The 24,237-nt window shown below is 42.3% G+C and carries 22 protein-coding genes; 11 read left to right on the forward strand and 11 right to left on the reverse strand.

The window, feature by feature from the left end:
- The 6 genes from QYC40_RS04215 to QYC40_RS04240 all read left to right on the forward strand — a co-directional run bounded on the left by QYC40_RS04215 (position 1) and on the right by QYC40_RS04240 (position 8,007).
- Complete coding sequence (locus QYC40_RS04215) at positions 1 to 1,734, forward strand: aldo/keto reductase (protein ID WP_301992573.1); 1,734 nt, start codon at positions 1 to 3, stop codon at positions 1,732 to 1,734.
- A complete protein-coding gene (locus QYC40_RS04220) occupies positions 1,722 to 2,525 on the forward strand; it encodes an SDR family oxidoreductase (protein WP_301992574.1) in 804 nt (267 codons plus the stop codon). Before QYC40_RS04215 ends, QYC40_RS04220 begins: the two co-directional genes overlap by 13 nt.
- 12 nt (positions 2,526 to 2,537) lie before the next feature.
- Positions 2,538 to 3,644 (forward strand): hypothetical protein, encoded by a 1,107-nt coding sequence (locus QYC40_RS04225; RefSeq protein ID WP_301992575.1) that lies wholly within the window; start codon positions 2,538 to 2,540, stop codon positions 3,642 to 3,644.
- Between the two features lies 1 nt (position 3,645).
- A complete protein-coding gene (locus QYC40_RS04230) occupies positions 3,646 to 4,944 on the forward strand; it encodes an aspartate aminotransferase family protein (protein ID WP_301992577.1) in 1,299 nt (432 codons plus the stop codon).
- 37 nt (positions 4,945 to 4,981) lie between these two features.
- Entirely contained in the window at positions 4,982 to 6,235 is a 1,254-nt protein-coding gene (locus tag QYC40_RS04235) for an MFS transporter (protein ID WP_301992578.1), read from the forward strand.
- Between the two features lie 98 nt (positions 6,236 to 6,333).
- A complete protein-coding gene (locus tag QYC40_RS04240) occupies positions 6,334 to 8,007 on the forward strand; it encodes a hypothetical protein (protein WP_301992579.1) in 1,674 nt (557 codons plus the stop codon).
- 206 nt (positions 8,008 to 8,213) lie between these two features.
- On the opposite strand, the gene QYC40_RS04245 is transcribed toward QYC40_RS04240, so the two are convergent.
- Positions 8,214 to 9,344 (reverse strand): glycerate kinase, encoded by a 1,131-nt coding sequence (locus tag QYC40_RS04245; protein WP_301992580.1) that lies wholly within the window; start codon positions 9,342 to 9,344, stop codon positions 8,214 to 8,216.
- A complete protein-coding gene (locus QYC40_RS04250) occupies positions 9,344 to 10,324 on the reverse strand; it encodes a D-glycerate dehydrogenase (protein WP_301992581.1) in 981 nt (326 codons plus the stop codon). The genes QYC40_RS04245 and QYC40_RS04250 overlap by 1 nt, the downstream gene beginning before the upstream one ends.
- A 359-nt stretch (positions 10,325 to 10,683) precedes the next feature.
- Here QYC40_RS04250 and QYC40_RS04255 point away from each other — a divergent pair, with 359 nt between their 5' ends.
- Positions 10,684 to 11,199, forward strand: coding sequence for a ferritin-like domain-containing protein (locus QYC40_RS04255; protein ID WP_301992582.1), 516 nt, complete (start codon positions 10,684 to 10,686; stop codon positions 11,197 to 11,199).
- Positions 11,200 to 11,577: 378 nt separating this feature from the next.
- Here QYC40_RS04255 and QYC40_RS04260 read toward each other — a convergent pair whose 3' ends face one another.
- Positions 11,578 to 12,072, reverse strand: a complete 495-nt coding sequence (locus QYC40_RS04260) for an RNA polymerase sigma factor (RefSeq protein ID WP_301992583.1) — start codon at positions 12,070 to 12,072, stop codon at positions 11,578 to 11,580.
- A 505-nt stretch (positions 12,073 to 12,577) separates the two neighbouring features.
- Between QYC40_RS04260 and QYC40_RS04265 the strand changes: the two genes are divergently transcribed.
- Genes QYC40_RS04265 through ligD form a run of 3 tightly spaced genes read left to right on the forward strand, consistent with a single transcriptional unit; the run spans position 12,578 to position 16,861 of the window.
- Positions 12,578 to 13,657, forward strand: coding sequence for an ATP-binding protein (locus QYC40_RS04265; protein WP_301992584.1), 1,080 nt, complete (start codon positions 12,578 to 12,580; stop codon positions 13,655 to 13,657).
- A 3-nt stretch (positions 13,658 to 13,660) separates the two neighbouring features.
- A complete protein-coding gene (locus QYC40_RS04270) occupies positions 13,661 to 14,320 on the forward strand; it encodes a response regulator transcription factor (RefSeq protein ID WP_301992586.1) in 660 nt (219 codons plus the stop codon).
- Positions 14,321 to 14,380: 60 nt separating this feature from the next.
- On the forward strand, positions 14,381 to 16,861 hold the full coding sequence (gene ligD, locus QYC40_RS04275; protein WP_301992587.1) for a DNA ligase D: 2,481 nt from the start codon (positions 14,381 to 14,383) through the stop codon (positions 16,859 to 16,861).
- Here the strand turns inward: ligD and QYC40_RS04280 are convergent.
- Complete coding sequence (locus tag QYC40_RS04280; protein ID WP_301992588.1) at positions 16,858 to 17,613, reverse strand: Ku protein; 756 nt, start codon at positions 17,611 to 17,613, stop codon at positions 16,858 to 16,860. The two genes, ligD and QYC40_RS04280, sit on opposite strands and share 4 nt — an antisense overlap.
- 127 nt (positions 17,614 to 17,740) lie before the next feature.
- On the opposite strand from QYC40_RS04280, the gene QYC40_RS04285 reads away from it, so the two are divergent.
- On the forward strand, positions 17,741 to 18,235 hold the full coding sequence (locus QYC40_RS04285; RefSeq protein ID WP_301992590.1) for a CinA family protein: 495 nt from the start codon (positions 17,741 to 17,743) through the stop codon (positions 18,233 to 18,235).
- On the opposite strand, the gene QYC40_RS04290 is transcribed toward QYC40_RS04285, so the two are convergent.
- From QYC40_RS04290 to QYC40_RS04320, 7 genes are all read right to left on the reverse strand, one after another.
- A complete protein-coding gene (locus QYC40_RS04290) occupies positions 18,232 to 19,122 on the reverse strand; it encodes an SDR family oxidoreductase (protein ID WP_301992591.1) in 891 nt (296 codons plus the stop codon). The genes QYC40_RS04285 and QYC40_RS04290 overlap by 4 nt on opposite strands.
- 58 nt (positions 19,123 to 19,180) lie before the next feature.
- Positions 19,181 to 20,383 carry a PAS domain-containing sensor histidine kinase gene (locus QYC40_RS04295; protein ID WP_301992593.1) on the reverse strand — a complete coding sequence of 401 codons (1,203 nt, stop codon included), beginning with the start codon at positions 20,381 to 20,383 and terminating at the stop codon, positions 19,181 to 19,183.
- A 109-nt stretch (positions 20,384 to 20,492) separates the two neighbouring features.
- Complete coding sequence (locus tag QYC40_RS04300) at positions 20,493 to 20,951, reverse strand: PA2169 family four-helix-bundle protein (protein WP_301992594.1); 459 nt, start codon at positions 20,949 to 20,951, stop codon at positions 20,493 to 20,495.
- Between the two features lie 90 nt (positions 20,952 to 21,041).
- A complete protein-coding gene (locus tag QYC40_RS04305) occupies positions 21,042 to 22,082 on the reverse strand; it encodes a DNA topoisomerase IB (RefSeq protein WP_301992595.1) in 1,041 nt (346 codons plus the stop codon).
- 266 nt (positions 22,083 to 22,348) lie between these two features.
- Positions 22,349 to 22,945 carry a hypothetical protein gene (locus QYC40_RS04310; protein ID WP_301992596.1) on the reverse strand — a complete coding sequence of 199 codons (597 nt, stop codon included), beginning with the start codon at positions 22,943 to 22,945 and terminating at the stop codon, positions 22,349 to 22,351.
- 6 nt (positions 22,946 to 22,951) lie between these two features.
- A complete protein-coding gene (locus QYC40_RS04315) occupies positions 22,952 to 23,512 on the reverse strand; it encodes a biliverdin-producing heme oxygenase (protein ID WP_301992598.1) in 561 nt (186 codons plus the stop codon).
- A 19-nt stretch (positions 23,513 to 23,531) separates the two neighbouring features.
- The gene (locus tag QYC40_RS04320; RefSeq protein ID WP_301992599.1) at positions 23,532 to 24,236 is read right to left on the reverse strand and encodes an HmuY family protein; all 705 of its coding nucleotides are present in this window, start codon (positions 24,234 to 24,236) and stop codon (positions 23,532 to 23,534) included.
- Position 24,237 lies beyond the last annotated feature (1 nt).

The following is a 24,237-nucleotide window of genomic DNA, read 5'->3' on the forward strand; positions in this document are numbered from 1 at the left end:
ATGGATGCAAAGAAGGATATAACGATTTTAACTGATTTTTATACGGAAGGGCCTGTCATCGATAGTAATGGAAATATCTACGTAACGAACCTGTTGGGCAAAGAAATCTTGAAATACGACGGTGACAATGAATTTTCCGTATGGGCAACATGTACCAGTCCAAACGGCCAGTTTATCTCGAGTAATCAGGAACACTTTATCTGTAATAGTTTGGAGGGCAGTATCGAGCGCTTCGACCAGCATGGTAATCACATGGAGACCTACTTTCAAGGTCAGGTTGATGGACACCTTGTTGCATGTCCGAACGACCTTTGGATTGGCGATCAAGGGATGTATTTTACCGACTCTGTGCGATACGCCGGCGCCGTTCTATTTATCGATAAGTCTCGAGAAACAAGCGTCATTGCCAATCAGTTGGATTACCCCAATGGAATTGTCTTTGATAAAAAAAGAAACTGCCTTTATGTGGCAGAAAGTTATAAGAATAGAATAATCAAAATCAACCTCAACCAACCCAACCATCCGGTGAGTACCTTAGTGAAACTGCCTTCGCATCCATCTGCTGATGAAGCAAGGAATCTACCGGATGGTCTTTTTTTAGAAGAGGATGGAAAGCTTTGGATTGCACATTACGGAATGAGGCAATATCACTGCTATGATATTGAAGAGCAACGCTTAGATAGCTTCGATAGTCAGATTACACGCTGCAGCAACATATACGTAAATGATGACTGTATCGTTTTAACGGGAGGAGAAGGGGAACCTGGTCCTGGTCGAGTTCGTATTATTCAGCGAGGGAAGTCCGCCGCCGACGAAACGCAGAAAATATCAAAGTTAACCTTAGGAACGGTAGCACTAGGATTACCTTATGTCGTTTTTGACGACAATCTGCCTGTCGCTAAATCTTCTGCTTCGGATATTATTCAGAAAGCGTATCAAGCAGGAATTACTGCATTTGATACTGCTCGCGAATATGGCACGGCAGAATCATTATTAGGTAATCTAATTGAACAAGATCAGCTTAGGGATGCGGTAATTATTTCAAAGTTTAAATGGTCGAATGAAGCTTGTCATGATGATGAAAAAGCTTTAGTAGAAGCCCTTGCAAGTGTTCGAGCGTCCCTACAGCAGCTCAAGTTATCAAAATTGCCCATCTGTCTTTTTCATATGGTTTCTTCCTTTGATGTTCAATCAGTAAAAGGGATTTTGCCGAAGGTATTCGCGCGTCTTAAAGAATTGAATCTAATAGAGAAGGCGGGCGTATCCGTTGACCACCCTCTAGAAATCCGTCATTTCATCGATGATGATATCTACAGTGCTTTCCAGATACCGATTAACATTTTAGATCATCGTCTAACGTCTACAAATCTTTGGAAGGAACTCGTGGATCGCAAGAAGACGATTTTCGTCCGCAGTATTTACCTGAAAGGACTTCTCCTTCAAGATCCGGATCATTTGACCGGAAATTTAGTGGAAGCGAAGCCATTCTTAAAATCGCTCAGTGCCATAGCTGTAGATGCGCATATGTCCATCAGTCAACTTTGTTTCTCTTACATCAGAGACATGGAAGGAGTGACAAGTGTACTAATTGGACCGGATAAAGAAGAACAATTGATGGAAAATATATCCCTAGAAAACGGACCTGAGATTCCAAAGGATACATTGAATAAAATAACAACACTGTTTGCAGAAGTGCCTGAACACCTATTAACGCCGAGACTATGGAAAATGTAACAATGAATCGCTTTTTCTTAAATAATAAGGTTGTACTGATTACAGGAGGGACTGGTTTGTTTGGGAAGCCGATGTCTCATGCATTGGCGCAAGCCGGGGCAAGCCTCGTAATTGCCTCGCGAAATCTACCATCTTGCCAACAATACGCTAATAAGTTAAATGAACAAGGCTATGAGGCTGTGGCATTTCACTTAGATCTGGCCCAACAGGCATCGATAAATAAGTTGGTAGACGAGGTGATCGCACGATTTGGAAGAATCGACGTCCTGATTAATAACGCGGTAACTCGTGAGGGTTTTAAGAACCTCGCAGATATAAGTAAAGAAGAATGGGAACAATCGCAGGCGATCAATAGCACAGGTCTCATGCTTTTAACGCAGGCTGTTATTGCTACGATGCAAAAGCTTGGAACGGGTAATATCATTAATATTGGATCTATACAGGGGGCTGTGGGGCCCAATTTTCCTGTATACGGTCAGACCGGTATGACAAGCCCGATCAACTATACCTACGATAAGTGGGCGATGGTTGGCTTTACAAAATGGATAGCAAATTACTATGGCAAGTTTGGAATCCGTTGCAACTGCCTAAGTCCTGGAGGCTATGGGCCAGGCGTAGCGTCCTCCTTTGGCGAAAATGAGTTTGTCGACAACTATAAAAGATTGACTCCGTTAGGACGTTTCGCTAATGACGAGGATATTGCCGGACCAATCGTTTTCCTTGCTTCTGAGGCCTCTTCTTTCATCACTGGCCATAACCTGTTAGTTGACGGTGGATGGACAAGTTGGTAAACTATTACTCCTATGACAAAATCTATAATTACACTTATGATGCTACTTACGATGCTTTTGCACATTGAAAAGAGTGCAGGTCAAACTGTGCTGCCGTCCTCAACAGATTTTATTAGTCCTTTACCTGACGCTCGAGGGTTTGCAGGTATGTTCGCTGCAAAGGTCGGCGATGAGCTGATTGCAGCAGGGGGAGCGAACTTTCTGGACAAGATGCCTTGGGAAGGTGGGAAAAAAGCATGGCACAACCATATTTTCGTTTATTCATTTGCCAAAAAGAAATGGGAGAAGCTTAGTCTCCAACTTCCTAAAAACTTAGCCTATGGTGTTACGGTGCCGTATCGTGACGGGGCGATTCTTTTCGGAGGATCAGAACAAGACAATGTACCTTCTGCGGCTGTATACTATTTGCATAAAGAAAACAAAGAATGGAAGTTGGATACTTGGGCTGATATGCCGATTGCAATGGTGAATATGTGCGGAGAAAGGATTGGCGACTACGTCGTGCTCGCTGCGGGATCCAGTAAATTAGATGGAATGCCAACCGACCAAGTCCTGCTCTTCAATTTAAAGACAAAGGGTTGGTCAAACTTGCCTACTTTCCCAGGAGCCAAGCGGATAAATGCCGTCAGTGCAAAGCTGGACGGGGAGTTTTATCTCTTTTCCGGGATCGAGCTAGTTGCAGAGAATGATAGGAAAATTAAACGAAATATTCTGCAAGATGCTTATCGAATTAACCTGAACGATGCATCGCGAGATATTGAAAAAGCAAAGTGGGAAAAACTAGCCGACATGCCTCAAGGAATGGCCGCAGGCCCATTGTCTGCAGCCCATGACCTTAAAACTAAGGATATTCTGTTATTTGGTGGACTAGATCAGCAGACGGCGCAATATGCTGATCCCGCGACACATCCAGGATTCCTTCCTCAGGTGCTTAAATATGACACAAAAGCTGATAAATGGTCAATCATTGGCGACTTAGCAAAGGAACAAATACGATTGACGCTGCCTTCCGTTCAAGATGGGAGTTATTACTATCTGATCTCAGGAGAGGTAGGTCCGGGGGTAAGAACCAACAGCATACTAGCAATAGACTTAAAAAAACTTAAATCTAAGAAATAACATGAACCAATTTACGGAATCTAAAAAGCTCCTTGAGCGTGCTTCGAAAGTATTAGCGGGCGGTGTATCTTCAGAGTTTAGAAAATATAATCACCCGCATGCGATATTCTATAAAGAAGGAAAAGGCTCTAAAATAATCGATGTCGACGGGAATGAGTATCTAGACTTCACTCTTAGTCAAGGACCACTGATCTTGGGCCATTCGCATCCTCGGGTATTAGAGGCAGTGAATAGTTATTCTGATCAAGGGCAGCTTTACGCTGGCCAGCATATACAGGAAGTCATCTTAGCCGAAAAGATATGCGAGTTAATACCTTCAGCAGAATTGATCCGCTTTTGTCTCGATGGGTCGGAGGCCGTACAAACTGCTTTCCGCGTTGCTAGGGCAAAAACGGGAAGGAATAAGTTCTTAAGATTCGAAGGGCATTATCATGGCTGGCTAGACAATGTGGCTTGGGGAATTTCGACGCCGAGTATCGAAGATTTAGGCGATCGCTCAAAACCTACGGCTCATGCCTGGTCTAAAGGAATTTCCCCGGAAAGTAGAGACGAATTTATCATTCTTCCTTGGAATGACTTAGCGCTCCTTGAAGAAACCGTTAAGCAGCATCATCATGAACTTGCTGCCATCATTACGGAACCTGTAATGTGCAATAATGGCTGTATCGCTCCAAAGCCAGGCTTTTTAGAAGGTATCCGAAAGCTTTGCGACGACTATGGAATTGCTTTTATTCTCGACGAGGTAATCACCGGCTTCCGCTTAGGTCTAGGGGGGGCTCAAGCACATTATAAGGTTACTCCAGATCTTTCCATCTTTGCGAAAGCAATGGGTAGTGGCTATCCAATCAGCGCAATAGTCGGCAAAACTTCCTGGATGGATTGTATCTCCAATTCTCAGGTAATCCATGCTGGAACGATGAATTCCAGTAACCCGACGATAGCAGCAGCATTAGCAACAATAACGGTATTAGCGGAAGAGAATCCTTATGAACGGATGTTTCATTTGGGCAAGACGTTAATGAAAGGTATTGAAGATGCAGCGCAGAAATATAAACAGAACTTAAAAGTATTTGGTTTGGGACCAATGTTCGTTACGCTCTTTACAGATTTGGATGAACTGACCGACTATCGTGATACGCTGCGAGCAGATAAAGTAAAGCTCGGAAGATTTATTGCGGCACTTCAGGATCAAGGGATTCGCGTAATCGGAAGGGGATTATGGTATATCAGTGCCGTGCATACTGAAGAAGAAATCGATCAAGCTATTCGTGCCGTTGATCAAGCCTTAGCAGAAATGTAGAGCATATACCTAATACTTAACCAAATAAACATTCATTATGAGCTTCACCTTAACAGCCAAAAGTCCTCCCAGTAAATTCCGTGCCTGGTTAATAGTCGGTCTATTATTTATCATCGCGATGCTAAACTATATCGATCGGACGATGATTACGACGATGCGGACGTCTATCGTTGATTCCATCCCGATGAGCGATGCTGAGTTTGGATTACTAACGGCGGTATTTCTGTGGGTCTATGGTATTTTCAGCCCTTTTGCAGGCTACCTAGCCGATCGATACAGCCGCAGCCGTGTTATCCTCTTTAGTTTATTTGTATGGTCTTTGGTTACTTGGATGACCTCCTATGCATCAACTTTTAATGAGCTTTTGATTACGCGAGCATTAATGGGTATCAGTGAAGCTTGTTATATCCCAGCCGCATTAGCGCTGATCATGGATTACCATAAAGGACCGACCCGATCCTTAGCGACGGGTGTGCATATGGCCGGTATTATGTTAGGGCAGAGTCTAGGCTTTGTTGGCGGCTGGTTAGCGGAAAATCATACTTGGAACTACGCATTTACGATCTTCGGGATTTTTGGGATGTGCTATGCCGTGGCAATGTTATTTTTGATAAAAGATGTTCCTAGGAGCGAATCGGAAGTCGATACGGTTGAAAAACCTAAAGCAGGATTCTTGGAATCCTTAAAAGTATTGCTAGGTAACAGATCCTTCCTCTTTATCGTGGCATTTTTTGGATTTATTAGTATTGTAGGCTGGCTGATCGTCGGCTGGCTCCCTACATATTTCCAAGAGAAGTTCAATCTTACGCAAACGCAAGCTGGGGTTTATTCGACAGGGTATGTCTTTACGGCTGCCATATTTGGTGTATTGGCAGGCGGAGTTTTAGCCGATATTTGGAGCAGAAAGAATAGCAAAGCGAGAATCTACATTCCGTTTATAGGACTGTGTCTTGCGGCGCCTGCAATCTTTATGGCCAATTATTCCTATGTGCTGTCGATTTCGATACTCTGCTTTATCATATACTCATTTTGCAAGTCATTCGTTGACACGAACACGATGCCTATTCTTAGTATGGTCGTTGAAGAAAAGTATCGGGCGACAGGATATGGCATCCTAAATTTCTGCGGAACATTGGTCGGTGGACTAGGGCTTTATTTTGGAGGCGCACTACGTGACTCCAATATTGACCTGCATACCATATTTCAATTCGCGTCGGGAATGATTATTCTTTCGGCATTGTCCCTTTTGTTTATCCGACCGAATCCAAAACTTTTAAACCAGGGAAAGTAGGCGGTAAGCACAGGACAGTTCCCTCGTTTCAATTAACTATTATTGTATTACAAGCTCCAAGAGAGCACTGAGATTAACCCTCTCAAAAGCATTTAATAATGACAATCAACCTAAACCACAAGGCCCTATTAACGTCTTTTTTTGCTGTTCTTTTCTTTGTAGGATTCACGTCCTTTCAAGAACCCAAAGAACAGCAAAAGGCGAAGGGTTTTCGTATTATTCATAACAACGATGGCACCGATGCTCTGGCCAACATGTGGTTTAACCGCAAGGGCAACCTCTCGCGTGCAGATATCAACCGCTATGTCGACATCGTAGCCGATAGCAAGGTCGTAACCACCTACATGATGTGCACCGGTAGCGACTTTGTTTACTATCGATCCAAATACGAGCGCACCTTTGGCGATGACCTCAATGGCACGCTATCCTGCAACAAAAGCACTGCCGAGCGCGACGCTTTTAAACATTACTACAACAACTTCCTTAGTCTTGAAAAAGAAGGCACAGATATTATCGATGCTTCCTTAACCCGCGCCAAGCAACGCGGAATGGAAGCTTTCATCAGCTTTCGGGTCAACGACCTGCATTTCGCAGATACCGCAAGCAATTGTCGGGTATCCTATCCAGACTTCTGGTATAACAATCCACAATATTATACCGGCGACCCCACACAAGGGATGAATAGCGCCCAGGCATTAGATTTCACACACAAGGAAGTTCGCCAGCATAAGTTAAATCTTATCCGCGAGCAGCTAGAGAAATATCCGCAGATCGATGGTTATGATCTAGACTTTATGCGTTTTATCGTGCTATTTAAAACAGGGGAGGGACCTGCAAAATCACATCTGATCACCTCCTTCGTTAAATCCGTACGCCAAATGGTAGACTCCGTTTCGGCAGTGCGGAAAAAGGATATCCTGCTTTCCGTTCGTGTCCCGATAACGGTAGAAGGATGCTTGGAAAAAGGCATTGACATTCGCGAATGGCATCGCCAAGGATTGGTCGATTTTATTTCCATTGGCGCACATTGGCGAGGTGAAACCGCGACGCCAATCGCGAAATTTAAGAAAGACCTTTTCCAAGGCTTCAAAAGGACCATACCGGTATACGGCTCTATCGACGATGGAGGGTATCAACCACGCGAATTCTTTTCTGAAGGCATGTATCGCGGAATGGCATCACATATCCTGGGACAAGGCGGCGATGGCTTATACTTGTTTAACTTCTACTTTGAAAACGACGCAAAAGTAGACTACTCCAAAGCGCTAAATGCGAGTGGATTGGTAAGTAGAACAAGATCCCAGCGCTTATTGACCGACCTGGGGGACCCGACACTGTTAGCCAGTAGAAATAAGATTTATTGTGCTTCCGACGGCGTGACGAACGCTTATGGCGTGTTGCAAATTGCCGATTTGCCGATGGCTTGTGGTAATGGCAAGAAAAGTAATATCGGAATCTTTGTAGGAGACCATCCGAATAATAAGAACCTTCAATCCCGCCTTCTTTTTATCCGTACGGACAAAAAAGCAAGAATGGACCTGACGGTAAACAATAAAGAAGTAAAACCGTTAGACAGCAGTTTAGCCGTTCAATACGACCGCATTAAAGGTCTGCAGGATGGAGAAGAAGTATATGTTTATGAAATTCCGCAGAATGCCTTACAGCAAGGCGAAAATCAGATAAGCGTAGTCTCAAAAGCTGGAATATTTATCGTGAAGCGTTTAGAGGTTGCATTGAACTACGGCGATGTGCAACAGCATGGATATTTTTAATAAAGATCGTTTTTGTTTCAATCATGTGATGTTTTGTCGGCTGCAAACTTATAGTTTGCGGCCGATGTTTTTTGATTTAGACAGTAGATGTTAGACGTTAGATATTAGAGGCGTCTTTGAACCAAGAAAGGAAGGATTTAAGGGTTAGCAGGATCGGGTCTAATATTTAATGTCTGATGTCTAAAATCTAATGTCTAATATCTAAATCAATAACTCAACAATAAACCCAATTGTTTTGCTGTTCTTGTTAAATTTTCCGCTGTATGTTTTATCGCAATGTCCAAATCCTCCGGGCGGTTTCCGATCGCAAGTAAAGCTAAAAAATGCTCCTGCAGCTCTTTGTCAATCTGCAGTGGGATATTCCCGGCCAAGCCGATAATAGGTTTTTTGTATTTCTTTGCGAGTTGCGCTAAAACGACTGGTGCTTTTCCTTCCAAAGATTGCGAGTCTATACTCCCTTCGCCGGTAATGACCCAATCGGCTTCTTTTAACTGTTCTTCAATCTGTGTAAGTTCGAAAAAATAAGCCGCGCCTTTCTTCATTTCGGCATTCAAGAATACCTTAAAAGCAGCGCCCAGACCTCCGGCGGCTCCGCCGCCAATTACAGCATCTAACGACTTGCCGATGTTCACATCTGTTAGCTCATCGAGATGCGTCAGAAACGCTTCCAAGGTCTTCACATCCTTAGGGCTAGCTCCTTTTTGAGGACCAAATACGGCAGCTGCGCCATCTTCGCCCAATAATTTATTCTCCACATCGCAAAGCACTGTGAAGCGTGCATCTTTGACCGTATTTTTCAACTTATCGAGCGATAAGCTTTTTAAATCCTTATAGTTCTTTGCTGTTCCCTCTGTTCTTTTACCATTTTTATCCAGAAACTCCATTCCCAAGGCTTGCAACATTCCAATTCCGCCGTCCACAGTTGCTGAACCACCCAAGCAGATGACAAAATCCAAAATACCATGTTCCAAATTATGTTTGATCAGCTCGCCTAGGCCAAAGCTGCTCGATTCCACGGGACTCCGCAACTTGCCGGAAATCGATTTAAAACCCGATGTTTCGGCTACTTCGATAATGGCGGTCTTGCCCTTATTTATCAAAGCATAATTGGCCTCGGTATTTTGCAAGTAAGCACCTTTCACAGCGCGCTTTTGCATCTTGCCCTTCAAATATTTGCTGAGCAAGTAGGAGGTATGATCACCGCCATCAGCAATGGGAAACTTGATGAGTTCCGCTTTAATGTTGCTAGCCTTAAGCCCGGTTTCAATTGCTGTTGCGACCTCCTCTGCTGTAAGCGCACCTTTAAAGCTATTCGGCGCAATCAATATTTTCTTCATCAGGATTTATTGTACACTTCTGGGTTTAAACAGGTCGGCATTGGTTTACCTTCGATAAAGGCGATGATGTTTTCCGCTGCGGTTCTTGCCATGCCTCCTCGTGCTTCCACCGTTGCAGACCCGATATGAGGTAATACACAGACGCGCTCTAGCTTCAATAAGGGATTGTCTGGCAGCATGGGTTCCGGGTCCGAAACATCCAAGCCAGCGCCCCAAATGCGTTCCGACTGCAAAGCTTCGTACAGGTCGTCTTCATTGATAAATCCACCGCGCGCTGTATTGACCAGTATCGTATTCGGCTTCATCTGCTTAAAAACTGTGGCATCAAACTTACCCTTATATTCAGGTGAGTAGTTGGCGTGTATAGAAAGCACATCCGATTGCTGCAGCAACTCCTCAAAGGAAACATATTTTGCGTCAAGCTGCTTCTCCAAATCGGGATGTTGACTCCGGTTATGGTAGATGACATTCATGCCGTATGCCGCCTTACACTTCAAAGCCATCTCTACACCAATGCGGCCCAATCCAAATATCCCAAGTGTCTTGCCATACAGCTCTTGGCCTAGATTAGCAATCGGGTTAAAATACTTAAATCGGACGCCGAGACGTACTTGATTGGTATGAAAGGACGCTAATCTTGATACCATCAGCATCAATAAGAAAGCCACATCCGATGTTGCTTTGCTCAGCACATCGGGCGTGTTGGACACCGGGATGCCCCTCCTGGTTGCCTCCTCCAAATCAACCTGGTCATAACCCACCGAGAACAAGGAAACGGCTTTGACTGATGGGCATAAGTCGAAAAACTTCTTATCTATCTTATAGGCTCCGATATTAAGGATAGCGTCGCATTGCTGACAATAGCTAATCCATTCGTCATAGCTGATTTCCGGATTCTCAGGCATCAATAAGTCGATATCCGCATCTGCTAATATCTTCATGCCTTCCTGGGGAATTAATTTGTTGATAAAGATCTTCATCGTTATATGTTTTGGACGTTGGCTAGATTAACGGAATGTACGAAAAATTGAGGACAATGTGCCGTTAAAGGCGGAAAAAACTTTCATAATTCCATTAAAAATCGCCAAAAAAAGTCAGGAAAAAAGTTTTTTAAACAAAGATTGATTGGGTCAGGAGAAGAAGTTCTTTGATCATGGTACGATAAGGCTTTCGCTCGAATGAAACTAAGTATTCTACTTGCTCTATTACGCACTTTTTACCCTGTAAATAAGTAATAGTACCTGATTCAAAATTCGAGTTAACCAATACGCTTAAAACCTGTTCAGTAGGTAACAATAATTAAAACTCTTCGTGAACAAAAAAAATGAAAGGAAAAACTATGAGTAAGAAAACGAATCAAAATGGTGAAAAAATGCCTAATGCGCATTTACATGAGTTGATGGTCGACGAATTGAAAGACATTTACAATGCCGAAAGACAACTGCTGGCAGGTTTAAAGAAATTGATTTCTACAGCGGAAGGAGAAGAGTTGAAAAAAGCTTTTAAAGAACATTTAGAAGAGACCGAAGGTCAAATCGACAAGCTCAAGCAAGTGTTTCAGCTACTCGATCTTCCGGCACGTGGTAAGAAATGTAAGGCCATGGAGGGATTATTGAATGAAGCGGATGAAATTATGAGTGAGTTTGAAGGAAGTGAAGCGTTAGACGCGGCATTGGTCGCAGCAGCACAAAAAGTTGAACACTACGAGATTGCCACGTACGGATCACTCGCCACCTACGCAAAACTAATGCAACATGATGACGTAGCGGCGATTTTTGCCGAGATTCTTGAACAAGAAAAAAATGCTGACGAAAAACTAACCCAAGTCGCCATGTCCAAAGCAAACAAAAAATAGTGAAGGAATACCTAGGGAGAACCAACCTAGGACAGATAATACATCCTTTTTAATTTATTCAAACCCCTATCAAACCCGCTTCAAGACGGTTATGATAGGGGTTTGTATTGGGTTTATATTGGGTTTGAAAGGGCTTTACATTGGGTTTGAGTGGTACCAGTCTCGTGTTTCTTTTAGACATTAGATATTAGATATAAGACATCAGACCCGATCCTAATTATTATTTCACCTTTCCTTTCCTGATCAAGATAATTTCCTTTCTAAATATAAAGTTCAAAGACAGCGTATCGCTAAAAAGCAAGGGCGCCTAGTCAGCGCCCTCTAATTGTCTTACGTGTAATATCTTACGTCTAATGTCTTATGTCTAAAATCTAACATCTAAACCGAATACACCCGCAACTTTCGCTTCAGAACTTTTCTAATCGTATGGATTCTCGTTTTGATGGTGCCTTCTTTGATATTCATATGGTCGGCGATTTCGTAGTATTTGTAGCCTTCGAGGTACATGCTGATAATCTTATAATTCTCTTCAGACAGGGTATGTAAAGCGTCTTGTACATCCTTAACGACGAAGTCCGATTCTGCTTTGTTTTTTATTCTGTTATTGGCTGATTGGGTGTAGGTAATTTCCTTTTCAGCAATACGGTGGATGGCTTCGCGACGGTATTTGTTGAGATAGATGTTTTTCATTATCACATAAAGCCAAGAAACTAGCTTTGGGTGATTAACAAATTTTTCTAATGACTTTAGCGAACGAATAAACGTTTCCTGCACTAGATCTTCTTTTTCGAAGGGATCATTGGTGAAATTGTTAGCTAGCCGTTTCAGTATCGGCGAGTTTTCCAAGATAGTGGTGTTTAAGGTCGTTTTCATATCTAGTAGTCTTATAGTGTTTAATTGATGTACATATATAACGTATTGATTTATAGTATGTTTTATGGTGTTTGGCGCCTAATTTAAAACGGGTATAAATACTTGTAGTCCGAAAAAATACTGATTTGAGCTCTAAAACGAAATGCAAGAATTATTAATAGCGATTAAGCCGATTGAGGAATGCTTTTGACCTGATTTTAAATTGGATAGCAAAATAATAATGCTCATTTCCACGTTTAAATAGACTTAAGCTTTTTTATTCGGCTGAGATTATAACAACATTTTGCGTTAAATACGTGAAATAGGTTTATTAATACGGAAAACGTTTCTCTAGAGCCTTGGAGTGTAGATTCTAAAGGATAATTTTCTGTAATTTTAAGAGTTTTAGTAGGATAATGATTTTCTTATCTTATAAAAATTACCAACAAAAGGGAATGTCGTGAATCACCCTTATCTACCAATTTAAAGTATTAAAATTGTATAACGCACTATACTACACTTTAAAATGCTACCGCTGGAGGAAAACAATTTGAACAGTGATTTCAATATGAAGCAATACTCGCTCTTTGATGAGGAGTCGCAAAAAACAATGTTGAATATTGATCTATTCTTTAAAGATGGGCCTTTCGCCTATGTCTTTCTGGATAAGTTTTTTCAGGTTTTTCGCGTCAATGATCGTTTTCTAAAGCTCTTTGGTCAACAGCATCTGCAAATCCTGGGGCGTCATATTTTTGAGTTCTTGGATGGCGAAGATGCGCTAAAACTCAAAGCTGTATTTGAGAACCGAGATTCTTTATACGATCCGCTTATCCTTTCTTTAAATTTTATACAGAAGGATAATAGCTTTTTGCCTGTGGATACCTATGTCAAGAAGTTTACGAATCAGTTCGATGAGGACCAGTACTGTTTGCTGATGTTCGATCGAGGTTTTTATCCGGACCCGAATTGGATCGAGGGGAAGAAAGAGCTATACAAAACCATCATTGAGACACAAGAGCAGGAGCGTATTCGCATCGGGCAGCAATTACATGATAGTGTCGCACAAATACTCTACGCCATACGTCTAAACCTACAGCATATTGCTTCGGAGAACGACGCGCTGGCGAATGAGATCGCTCCGATAAAAAAGATGTTGAACGATGCCATCTTTCAGGTCCGTAATATCTCTGTAGATCTTGTGCCATCGGTTCTTCATGATTTCGGCCTCAAAGCCGCCATACTATCGATGTGCGAGCGGGTTTCTACTTCCGATTTCCAAGTGAAATGCTATATCTGTGAAGATCAAGAGGGGTTAGACAAAGATTTTTTGCTGGTCGTTTACCGCGTCATTCAAGAACTCTTGAACAATACAATGAAACATTCCTCCGCTAGTCAGGTTATTGTTAAGACAAGGTGTGATACGGAACAAGTCAATATTGAAGTTACCGACAATGGGGTTGGGTTTCAATCCAAGTTGGAAGAAAGTTTAAGAAATGGTATTGGTTTGCAAAGCATTAAAAGCCGGGTAGAGCGGTATCAAGGTACGCTAGAAATTCGGGATCTTGAACAAGGAACCCAGGTGAAAGTGACATTAAAAATTAAATAGAGAATGGCAGAGGTGAAGATATTATTAGCGGAAGATCATTTGGTCGTTAGAAACGGGATCAAGTTATTACTCGACTCGCAACAAGACTTCCAGGTTATCGGCGACGTCAATAATGGGAGAGAGGTTTTAAATTTACTGGCCGCTGGATTAACAGTTGATGTCATCATAACAGATATCGGTATGGAAGATATCGACGGGCTGCAATTGATTCGGGAGGTTAGCGAGCGCTATCCTCAGATAAAAGTGCTTGTTTTGACCATGTTAGATTGTGATCAACATGTGGCTAAAGCATTTGAATATGGCGCTAAGGGCTATCTGATCAAGAACGTTGGTTCGGAAGAAATGGTGTTTGCTATTCAGCATGTGATGCGGGGTGGTCGATACTTATGCGAGGAGCTGTCTATGGGTTTTATTGAGAAAGCCATCGTTCGAAACAACAATCAGCCGGTCAATTTAGACCCTAGCGAGCTTGATTTGACTTCCAGAGAGCTGGAAGTGTTAGAGCTTTTAGGTGAGGGTTATACTAATTTAGAAATCTCGAAGAAGCTATTCCTGAGCAAAAGAACGGTTGAAGGGCATAGACAGAATTTGATCGATAAGACGAAGTCGAAAAATACGCCAGCTTTGATCAAGTTTGCCGTGCAGAACGGTTTGATTCACTAATATTCTTGATTTAGCGTTTAGCACAAACTATCGCGCCATTGCCTTGTTCTTTATTCAGCTATGGCAGATTTAAAGAAATATCAAGAAAAGCGCGACTTTTCGGTTACCAGCGAACCGGAAGGGCGGACAAAAAGTTCGAAAACTAAAGCAAAGCGATTGACCTTTGTTGTGCAAAGGCATCATGCAAGCCGTTTACATTATGATTTCCGTTTGGAGTTAGACGGTGTTCTAAAAAGCTGGGCTGTGCCGAAAGGACCTTCTTTAAATCCGAAAGACAAGCGCCTTGCCGTTCAAGTTGAGGATCATCCCGTTAGCTATGCAAGTTTTGAGGGAAGTATCCCCAAGGGCAACTATGGCGCCGGTACGGTTTCTATATTCGACGAGGGTACCTATGATTTTGTCGAGAGTAAAAATGCGAAAACTTTCTTGGATGACCTGGAAAAGGGTTCTATCAAATTTCATCTTCATGGCAAACGACTGAAGGGCGAATTTGCATTGGTGCGTATGCATACCGGTGAAGGCAACAATTGGTTGTTGATTAAGCATAAGGATGAATATGCAACCGATAAATCCTATGATGCGGAAAAGCTGATCGATAAGCAGATTGTAGAGCAAGGCAAAGCTTTTAAAAAGGAAAGCAGTTCGGCAGGAAAAACGCAGGCTAAGCCCGCTGCTGCCAAGACAAAGCCTGCTACACATAAGCCTAAGCCGATGCTGGCAAAACTAGCAGCCGACTTGCCCGATGGCGACGAATGGCTATATGAGAAAAAGTTCGACGGTTTCCGATCGATCGCTGTTTGCTCGGCAGGCAAGACAAAATTGCTTTCCCGAAATTCTAACAGCTTGGATAACAAATTTCCCAGCCTTGTCAAGGAGTTGAATAAAATAAAGCGGGATTGCGTATTGGATGGGGAAATCGTGATTGAAGATAAAAGTAGGCAGGCGCACTTTCAGTTATTGCAGTCGGGAGAACCCATACCTAGAAATTTAGAACTTCATTATTACGTTTTCGACATATTGGAGTTAGATGATATCGATCTTCGAGCTTACGACTTACTGGAAAGAAAGGAGATTTTAGCGCTGTTGCTTAAGAAGGCTAACCTTTCGAATATCCTATTCGTAGATAGTCTGAACACGGACAGGGAGCAGAGCATACAGGAGGCGGAATCGCAGCGTTGGGAAGGGCTGATAGCCAAACGTAAAGACAGTAGCTATCTGGAAGATAAGCGCAGCAGTTCCTGGTTGAAATACAAGTTAAGAAACACGCAAGAAACGGTGATCTGTGGTTTTACGGAGCCGCAGAGTTCGCGAGTAGGATTTGGAGCCTTGGTTTTAGGAGCTTATGATCGTGGAAAGTTAAAGTATATCGGCAATTGCGGAACAGGATTTAACGATGCTTTGCTTAAAGATTTACATAAAGAGTTTTCCAGGCTTAGGACCGACACAAAACCCTTTGACAAGACGGTGAAGGTGGCGAATGAACGATTGGTGACCTGGTTGGAGCCAACTTTAGTTTGCGATGTTTACTATTCGGAATGGACAAAGGATAAGCATTTAAGACATCCGGTATTCAAAGGTTTGCGAACAGATAAGGCGGCGGAAGACACGAAACTGGAAATTGTTGAAGCAAAAGAGATGGAAAAGGAACGTATCATAAAGTTCGGTAGGAAGGAAGTGAAGCTGAGCAATCAGGATAAGATATATTGGCCGGATGAGGGCATTCGAAAAGGGGATATGATTGCCTATTATGAAGAAATGGGCGACTATATACTTCCTTATGTTAAAGATAGGCCGATCTCGATGAATCGTTTTCCGAATGGGATCAAAGGCAAGAGCTTTTTTCAGAAAGATGTGGAGCCCGATCAGCTTCCTTCCTGGATTAAGATAGCGCCCATGTACTCGAAAAGCAATAACAGCACGATAGATTATTTGCTGTGCAATGATTTGGCGAGCTTACTCTTTATCGCTAATCTCGGTTCTATTGAAATCAATCCTTGGTTATCGACGTATAAGAAGCCCGATAAGCCCAAGTTTGCGGTGTTGGACTTAGATCCTAACGGCGCGGACTTCGACGAACTGAAGGCTGTCGCGAGAACTTCTAAGCAGGTGTTTGACAAAGCGGGAGTCCCGGCATTTATAAAAACCTCTGGTTCGACGGGTTTCCATATTTTCCTGCATGTCAACGAGCGCTATGATTATGAAGTCGTTCGCGATTTCATCCAATTTGTCGCGCAGCTTGTCCAAGATCAGCATCCCGATACGACCAGTTTGGTTCGCGATCCGAAGAAACGAGAAGGGATGATTTACCTGGACTTCTTGCAAAATCGACAGGGTCAAACTATTGCGGCGCCATATTCATTACGTCCGAAGCCGATGGCGACGGTAAGTACACCGATTTCTTGGGAAGAGCTGGAGGAGGATATACAAATTGCCGACTTTACTATCGATACAGTGCCCGAGCGGGTAAAAGCTATTGCTGACCCTTGGGCAGATCTGATGAACAGTAAAGTCGACATTAAAAAAGCACTCAGCAATTTTTAAGCAAGGCTGGCTTTGAGTTTTTCCAGTAGATCGGATGCTTTGGTGTTTTCGACATTGATCTTTCGGATGGTCGCCCGCTTTCCTTTGCTTTTCTGTTGTATAATCTTCAGCAATTCCTTGCTATATTCGTTTTTGTAAGCAGAGATGTCGAAGGGTCTGCTATTGGCTTTGATCAGTTGCATCGCCATATCCATCTCTTCTTTTTTAATCTTTACCGACCCGCTATCTTTCAAATCTTCCGTGCTGCGAATTTCTTCTTCAAAACGAAGTTTGTTGAGCACCAGAATATTGTTTGAAGGTTTGATGATGGCCAGGTTTTCTACATTGCGCATCACGAAGGTTCCCAGGCCTGCCGTTTTGCCTTTCTCCAGTGCTTTTAGCAACAGTTGATAGGCCTTTTCTCCAGATTTTTGTGGCTCCAGGTAGTAGGGTGTATCAAAATAAACCGAGTCTACTTCCTGAATCTTAACGAAGGACTGTAGGTTGATCATTTTGTTTTTTTCGGGCATGGCATCCTCGAAATCTGCATCTTCCAGCACCACATACTTGTCTTTAAGCAGGTAGCCTTTAACAATATTTTCCCAAGCGACTTCTTTTCCGGTTTTCTCATTGACACGCTTGTATTTGATATTTGCTTGATCCTTTCGATCCAACATATCTAGATCCAAGCTGCTGGATTGTGTTGCACTATAAATTTTAATCGGAATATTCACCAGGCCGAAGCCGATTGCTCCTGTCCAAATTGCTCTCATAAAATTGATTGTTTGTCTATATAACAACTAAGCGGCTGATAGGTTCATTCGGCCGTTATTTGTTTTTCTACAACGATTTATCATCCGGCTTGTTTAATGCTATGGATATGAAATATGAAGATATATTATGGTACGTATAGATCATCAGTTATTGAATAAAGTAGCGGCTGAATTAGTGAAAAGACGCTGGACGTTGGCAACGGTGGAGAGTATGACGGCAGGTTTTTTATCGAGTATTTGGAGCCTGCAGGTCGATGCGGGCGATATTTTGAAGGGCAGTATCGTATGTTTCGAAGAATCTGTGAAGACACAGCTGCTGCGGGTACCGCAGTACTTGATCGATACCTATACCGCCGAGTCTATGGAAGTTACTAAGGCTTTGATTCCTGGTTTAAAGAAGCGTATGCCTGCAGATGTGCATATCGCTTTGACCGGAGTTGCGTATGAGGGAACAAGAAAGCATCCGACAGCTGAGGTAGGTGATGTTTTTATCGCAATTGATATTCATGGAATTCTTGTTTCGCGAGTCTATTCTCTGCCTTCCCGGAACGCTGCGGATACTTATGTAAAAGCGTTTAACGCATCATTATCTTTATTGGATGAGTTTCTTGCGATTGTCTAGATCGTAATCCTACCACCAGTAGCCGGTATGGTGGCACCCGATACATAGGATGCAGCAGCGGACGCCAAGAAGACATAGACTGGCGCAATTTCCGCCGGCTGTCCGGGTCGTCCGATCGGCGTATTGTCGCCAAAATGCTCATGGTCTGGAATTGTGCTCGGTATCAGTGGTGTCCACACGGGGCCTGGGGCTACTGCGTTGACTCGGATTCCGTTGCCTTCTTCTAAAAACTTCTGTGCAAGATTGGACGTAAAGTTCTGGATAGCAGCTTTGCTGGCGGCATAGGGCAGTAGGGTAGGATTCGGGTCATATGCATTGACGGAGGTGGTGTTGATAATACTTCCTCCTTCGCGGATATGTTTCTGCGCGTATTTCGTTAGGTAAAACATGGCACTTAGGTTAACCTCAAAGGTCTTGTTCCATTCTTCTGCCGTAATCTCTTGCAGGTTCTTATAACTCATTTGATAAGCTGCGTTATTTATTAGGATATCGATTTTTTTATAGCGTTCAACAGCGATATCAATGATCTTCTTGCAGGTTTCTTCCGAACGGATGTCACCTTTGAATAGAATGGCCTCTCTACCGGCCTGCTTCACGTAGCTTTCCGTATCTTTTGCATCCTCATCTTCGATATCATCTTTATAGCAGATCATGATATCGGCGCCTTCTCTGGCCATAGCAATGGCAACGGCTTTGCCAATTCCCGAGTCAGCACCCGTAATGATAGCAACCTTGCCTGTCAAAAGTCCTGACCCTTCGTAGCTCTGTTCGCCATGGTCCGGTCTAGGATCCATCTTCTTCGTTTCGCCAGGAGGTTCTTGTGTCTGTTTTTTAAACGGCGGACTTGGGTATAAATCTTTAGGATTTCCTTCTTTTGTTGTTTCCATTTTCTAATGTTTTTGATCTAAGTAGAGAACAACAAAGCAATGGAATCGTTCAATGAAATTAGGATTGATTGGGGAAGAAAAGACGAACTTCTGTTCCAACGTTTATTTTGCTGGAGATATTTATTTGTCCGTCAAGACGTTTTATGACGCGCTTCGCTATGAAAAGCCCAATGCCAGATCCCCTATGTTTACTCGAGTTTGATCCCCGCTGAAAGTTGTAGTAAATTTCATCGATTTCCTGCTCTGGTATGCCAATTCCATTATCCTTGATGTGATAAACGACACCCTTACTGGTTTTTTCGGAGTAAATTTGAACGGAGGGTTCTCGAACTGATGAGGAATATTTGATGGCGTTGCTAATAATATTGCTGAATAGCTGGAATATGCCGCCCTGATCGCCCAATACCGGCAAAAGAAGACCTGTTTCAATCCTTGTGTTTGGAGCATCATGTAACAGTATAGCGTCTTCACACCAAAACTTGATCTTGTCTGCAACGTGGATTAAAGTTTTTTCAGGAGAGTATGCGCGCGCTTGGCTTAGCTGAACGGTTTTATCGATGATTGTGTTCAAGCTGACCATTGCTTGATCAATGATATCATACCATTGTGTTCTTTTATCTGAATCTACTTTGTTATCTTCCCTCAGGGTGTCAATGGCAAGACGAGCGATTGCAATGGGGTTCTTTGCGTCATGGGCCAAGCTATTGGTGATTTCCTCCAAATCGTTATTGATTGAAAGCTGTTGCTCTTGCTTTTTGAGCATTTGAAGAGCTCTGTTCTTTGCCGTGACGTCAATGGAGGTATGCAGAATCGCGAAAGTTTCATTGTTGGAATCGACCAAAGCTTTGTATTCGAAGTCGAAATGCCGCGTATGGGTGAAATCCCCATCAAGAATGTCTGCCGGTGTATCCATCGCTTTATAGCTAATACCGGTTTGCCATACATTTTCTAGGATTCTTGAAAATCCCTCTTCTTTAAAATTAGGAAAAGCCTCAGAGAATGGTTTGCCTATAATTGACGGATTACTGCACCACATCGCAATCATAGCTTCATTGGCAAAAGCGATATTTAAGTCGCTGCTATCGTAAATTGCAGTAGCTAAGGGGGAATGGTTCAGTACGTCAATTAATAATTTAAGAGAAGGCTGTTCTGGCATGTAGAAGTAGCTGCTGTTTTGTTGATGTATCTCTAAAAGTACTGATTCTAGATTAGAAATCGCACATCTAAAAGTAAATCCCCAAATATTCATCTGGGGATTCATGGGATGTTTGTTGTAATAAAATTGCGTTTAATATTTCTTGGCTTCCAACATGACCAGAGAGTCTTTCGCTAGAAAGCGCAATCTGGTCAAGTGGAAATGTCTTAGTGTCTTATGAGTTATCTCGGAGCTCTTTGATGTGATCATGTGCGCCTAACTGGATGGTAAGTTGTGTTTGCAAAAGATCGACTATCTCAGGGAAGTCGGATAAGGACTCGTTGATTAAATCTTTGTATTCTTTTTTGAATTCATCTTCGCCTTTTTCGCAACTTGCCAGCACGGACTCTGAAGTAGATGGAGCGACCAATGATTTAAGGTCCATCCACGCTCTAAATAGCTTACCGCTTACCATCGTGCCATTATCAACAGTTTCTTCGAATTGCGTGATAAATGGCGCTAGCTCTGACTTAAATTGTTCAGATTGCCGTTTGTAATCGCCAAACAAGGCGTATAGATTCTCCAGGTTTTCCGACTCAACAATATCTTGTGCTTTTTGATAACCAGCAATACGCTCATTGTTGATTTCAATGGCATCTCTTAATATCTCTATCTTTCTATCTAGCGTTTCCATAATGATCTATTTTGATGGAAGAACATTTGACTTAGGGTGCTAGTTTGTTGAAGTTGTAAAACAGGTATTTATATCATTCTTAGGAGCATTTTACTTGTCGGTTAATTGTAACATGCGAAGAAGCTTTTTCGTGATATGTTTTTCCTTTTCCTTTGCCGCGGAAGGTACTTTTCTAATCCATTTGTCCAAGAGTCCTTCTTCATAGCTTTCGATGAGTCGAGGATCTATATAATGGTTTTTGGCGATGGTTTTGGTATTACCTAGCAACTTCGCGACATGCTCTATTGCCCCGTTCAATATTTCTTTGCGTTCCTTTTTTGTTTCCGGAGCAGCAGATTCTGAAAGATAATCTAGAAATGAAAAACAAGCGTTCCAGGTTCGAAATGTCTTGCAAGTGACCTCCTCCTGATAGAAAGTTTTCAAATAATGATTAAGCTGAGCAGAATCGAGCGAATATGATCGCCCATTCTTATCTAAATATTGAAATAGTCGTTGTCCGGGTATTTCCTTTACAGATCGTAGAATGTTGTATAGTTTTTTCCCTTTTAATACCTTTTGCTGTTTGATACCTTTCTTTCCAATAAATTTGAAAAATACTTTATTGTCTTGAAAGTCTGCATGTTTATTCTTAAGCGTGGTTAAACCGTAGGATCCGTTTTGCTTGCTATACTGCTCATTACCAATTCGAATCGACGTCTGGTCCATTATTTCTAAAGCTAAGGCGACTACTTTGCGTTCATCTAATTCTTTCCGTCGTAAATCTCGTTGGATTTGTTTGCGGAGAAGTGGAAGCCCCTTGCCAAACACGATGAGGTTGGCAAATTTATTGTCTTTGCGCAAAGAAGACCAGGTAGTATGGTATTTATATTGTTTGCGGCCGCGGACATCTATCCCAGTCGCCTGAATATGACCGTTTGGGCTTGCGCATATCCACACATCCTCCCATGCTGGAGGAATGACTAAACTGGCGATCCGCTTAAGCTTCTTTTCATCACTTACCGTCTTTCCCTTCGTATCTACATAGGTAAATTTCTTTCCCTTTCTCAAGCGTTTTATCCCATTCTTGTTGCAATCCACATAACGTAGTCCGTGGCTCTTCAATTCTTTTGCTGATTGAACATCCTCCTGCATCTTCTTATATTTTAATGATATCCTTGTTATAACATCTCATAATGAAATTCGTTCTCCGTTGGACAATTTCTTATTGGAATTTGCGTAATATGCTATAATGCAAATTATGGCGGGGAAGGAGAGGGGTGCATTGGACAAGCCACAATATCTCTAATCCAGCATCAGAAGAAAAGGAAAGCTCATAATGCCAGTTGAAAATATAAACTTCCATAAAAAAAGGACCACCTTTTCAGATGATCCCTCTTCACTATCCTATAATTTTAACTTTATTTAATGAATTTCTTCACATTGATATTATATGCTGCAGTCCCCTGTGCAGCAGTGATTTTTCCAGCGTTGATGACATAAAGCTCCTCTGCCTCATAATTTAATACTTTGCCTTTGTACATGACGATGTAACGATTTGGAGTTGGATAAACTGCATGGTTATTCTTAAAGTCATAGATGATCCAAGTAGCGCCTTTCGCAGGTGCTCCGGCACTCGACGCATCAATGGTAAACTCATTTGTCGCAGTGATCTTCACAGCCAAGATATCTTTCAATGTAAGTTTTTCAACGGAAGTATTTTCCATATCGAAGTAGCCCATTGAGTAGACATCATCTCGTGAGTTCTTTAAATTGGAACCATACATTCCGGATAAGTTCACCATGCTTTTTGCACTATCCTGAACGGAGTTTGTTTTGAAGTCAAAGAATACTTTTTTGTTGGGAGGCACCGTGATAGATGCTAATTCCGTCTTCGCTTCACTGTCGTTGAGTTTAGGAATAACCACGTCGTTATCATCCGAACAAGAGGTCATTGACGTCCAGGAAAACCCCACAATAGCAAATAAAAGGAAGGTAGATTTAAAGGTTTTAATCATGATGTTTTATGCATTTATGGTATTTGTGAATGTATTAGAGAATTGTTCGAAGGTGTTATGTGCACTGGCAATAGCTTCTTCGATGTCTTTTTCTTCGGCAACTTCTGTATTGATGATCTTTGTGAATTCTGCCCATTTCTCGGCAGACTCCTCGCCATAACCTTGGAAGAAGTTAAATCCGGTTTCTATCCCTTGCTTTTGAAGCATCTTGACGATGTATGGACCACCCATGATTGAGCCTTCCAATACATACAAGGCGCCAATAGCTTGGTTTTTGTTTTCAATCACCGGAAGAAAGGCCTGTGGAAGGTCAACTAAATCTGCACCTAAGACTGCGATATCTTTCGCGATATCTTTCGCACTTCTACGAACGCTGAAGTATGATTCCAATGACGCTGGAATATTGTTAGCAATCTGCTGTTCTAATGTTTCAAAGTATGAAAAGAAAAACTTTAATAAATCTGCGTAGTCTGAATTATTCTCGATTGCTTTTAAACGGTAAACTACTTGTTTCTCTAAGTTTTGGTGACCGTTTTTCGTTGCTGCTTTGATTCTTTCGCTTAACATAATTATTGTATTTAAAAATTTATTGTGTTCTTAGATTTTTACTGCCGTCTTCCTGTACGAAATATCGAAAGGTATAGTATGGCGCTTGCCAGTTCAGGTCTGTAACCACAGGCGGATTGTTTTTGTAGACATTGATAAGCTGTAGCTTCGCATACTTGCCGTTAGAGAGTCTTAGTACATAAGTCCTGTTCGGTGCGACTTGCACCAGGTGAGATGTCATATTGTAGTTATACCAACCGGCAGAGCCTTCATCAATTATCATCCCGATGTTGTAAAGTGTGCTACTATCGAATTCCGCGTCGCTAGGCGCAGTAGTAACACTCTGATAGTCCTGCTTCAGCAATATCATCTTATGCTTTGAGCCATTTCCCGTAAAAGGGACGCCTGACTGTTCGCCGTTGTTGATGTAGATATTGCTATTGTAATAATTGCTGAAAGCTAAGTCCCAATCGGCTTTCTTAAAGTGATTAGCGGAGTCCTGCGCGGTCTTTAGCCAGGTTTGCTTTTTATCGGAAAAGCGGAACAGGAAGGTATGGAAGTCACGCTTCTCTTTTCCTGGTCCAGTAGCGCCTACCGAAGCATCTACGTCTCCAGCAAGATTTTCAACTACGATGCTCACCCCATCTTCTAAGGGGAGTGACGGCCCTTCATTCGATTTACTACATGCTGTCAACGTCAAGAGCGATAGCATTAGGACTATAGTATGTTGTTTTTTATAGTTCATT

The sequence above is a fragment of the Sphingobacterium sp. BN32 genome, from assembly GCF_030503615.1.
Lineage (GTDB): Bacteria > Bacteroidota > Bacteroidia > Sphingobacteriales > Sphingobacteriaceae > Sphingobacterium.

Coding starts and splice junctions, on each gene's coding strand:
- QYC40_RS04300 (WP_301992594.1), bottom strand. CDS start 20,951: ATGGAAACGCTAGATAGAAAGATAGAGATATTAAGAGATGCCATTGAA.
- ligD (WP_301992587.1), top strand. CDS start 14,381: ATGGCAGATTTAAAGAAATATCAAGAAAAGCGCGACTTTTCGGTTACC.
- QYC40_RS04260 (WP_301992583.1), bottom strand. CDS start 12,072: ATGAAAACGACCTTAAACACCACTATCTTGGAAAACTCGCCGATACTG.
- QYC40_RS04320 (WP_301992599.1), bottom strand. CDS start 24,236: ATGAACTATAAAAAACAACATACTATAGTCCTAATGCTATCGCTCTTG.
- QYC40_RS04295 (WP_301992593.1), bottom strand. CDS start 20,383: ATGAATCCCCAGATGAATATTTGGGGATTTACTTTTAGATGTGCGATT.
- QYC40_RS04285 (WP_301992590.1), top strand. CDS start 17,741: ATGGTACGTATAGATCATCAGTTATTGAATAAAGTAGCGGCTGAATTA.
- QYC40_RS04305 (WP_301992595.1), bottom strand. CDS start 22,082: ATGCAGGAGGATGTTCAATCAGCAAAAGAATTGAAGAGCCACGGACTA.
- QYC40_RS04250 (WP_301992581.1), bottom strand. CDS start 10,324: ATGAAGATCTTTATCAACAAATTAATTCCCCAGGAAGGCATGAAGATA.
- QYC40_RS04310 (WP_301992596.1), bottom strand. CDS start 22,945: ATGATTAAAACCTTTAAATCTACCTTCCTTTTATTTGCTATTGTGGGG.
- QYC40_RS04220 (WP_301992574.1), top strand. CDS start 1,722: ATGGAAAATGTAACAATGAATCGCTTTTTCTTAAATAATAAGGTTGTA.
- QYC40_RS04290 (WP_301992591.1), bottom strand. CDS start 19,122: ATGGAAACAACAAAAGAAGGAAATCCTAAAGATTTATACCCAAGTCCG.
- QYC40_RS04280 (WP_301992588.1), bottom strand. CDS start 17,613: ATGAGAGCAATTTGGACAGGAGCAATCGGCTTCGGCCTGGTGAATATT.
- QYC40_RS04245 (WP_301992580.1), bottom strand. CDS start 9,344: ATGAAGAAAATATTGATTGCGCCGAATAGCTTTAAAGGTGCGCTTACA.
- QYC40_RS04315 (WP_301992598.1), bottom strand. CDS start 23,512: ATGTTAAGCGAAAGAATCAAAGCAGCAACGAAAAACGGTCACCAAAAC.
- QYC40_RS04225 (WP_301992575.1), top strand. CDS start 2,538: ATGACAAAATCTATAATTACACTTATGATGCTACTTACGATGCTTTTG.
- QYC40_RS04230 (WP_301992577.1), top strand. CDS start 3,646: ATGAACCAATTTACGGAATCTAAAAAGCTCCTTGAGCGTGCTTCGAAA.
- QYC40_RS04255 (WP_301992582.1), top strand. CDS start 10,684: ATGAGTAAGAAAACGAATCAAAATGGTGAAAAAATGCCTAATGCGCAT.
- QYC40_RS04215 (WP_301992573.1), top strand. CDS start 1: ATGGATGCAAAGAAGGATATAACGATTTTAACTGATTTTTATACGGAA.
- QYC40_RS04235 (WP_301992578.1), top strand. CDS start 4,982: ATGAGCTTCACCTTAACAGCCAAAAGTCCTCCCAGTAAATTCCGTGCC.
- QYC40_RS04240 (WP_301992579.1), top strand. CDS start 6,334: ATGACAATCAACCTAAACCACAAGGCCCTATTAACGTCTTTTTTTGCT.
- QYC40_RS04265 (WP_301992584.1), top strand. CDS start 12,578: ATGCTACCGCTGGAGGAAAACAATTTGAACAGTGATTTCAATATGAAG.
- QYC40_RS04270 (WP_301992586.1), top strand. CDS start 13,661: ATGGCAGAGGTGAAGATATTATTAGCGGAAGATCATTTGGTCGTTAGA.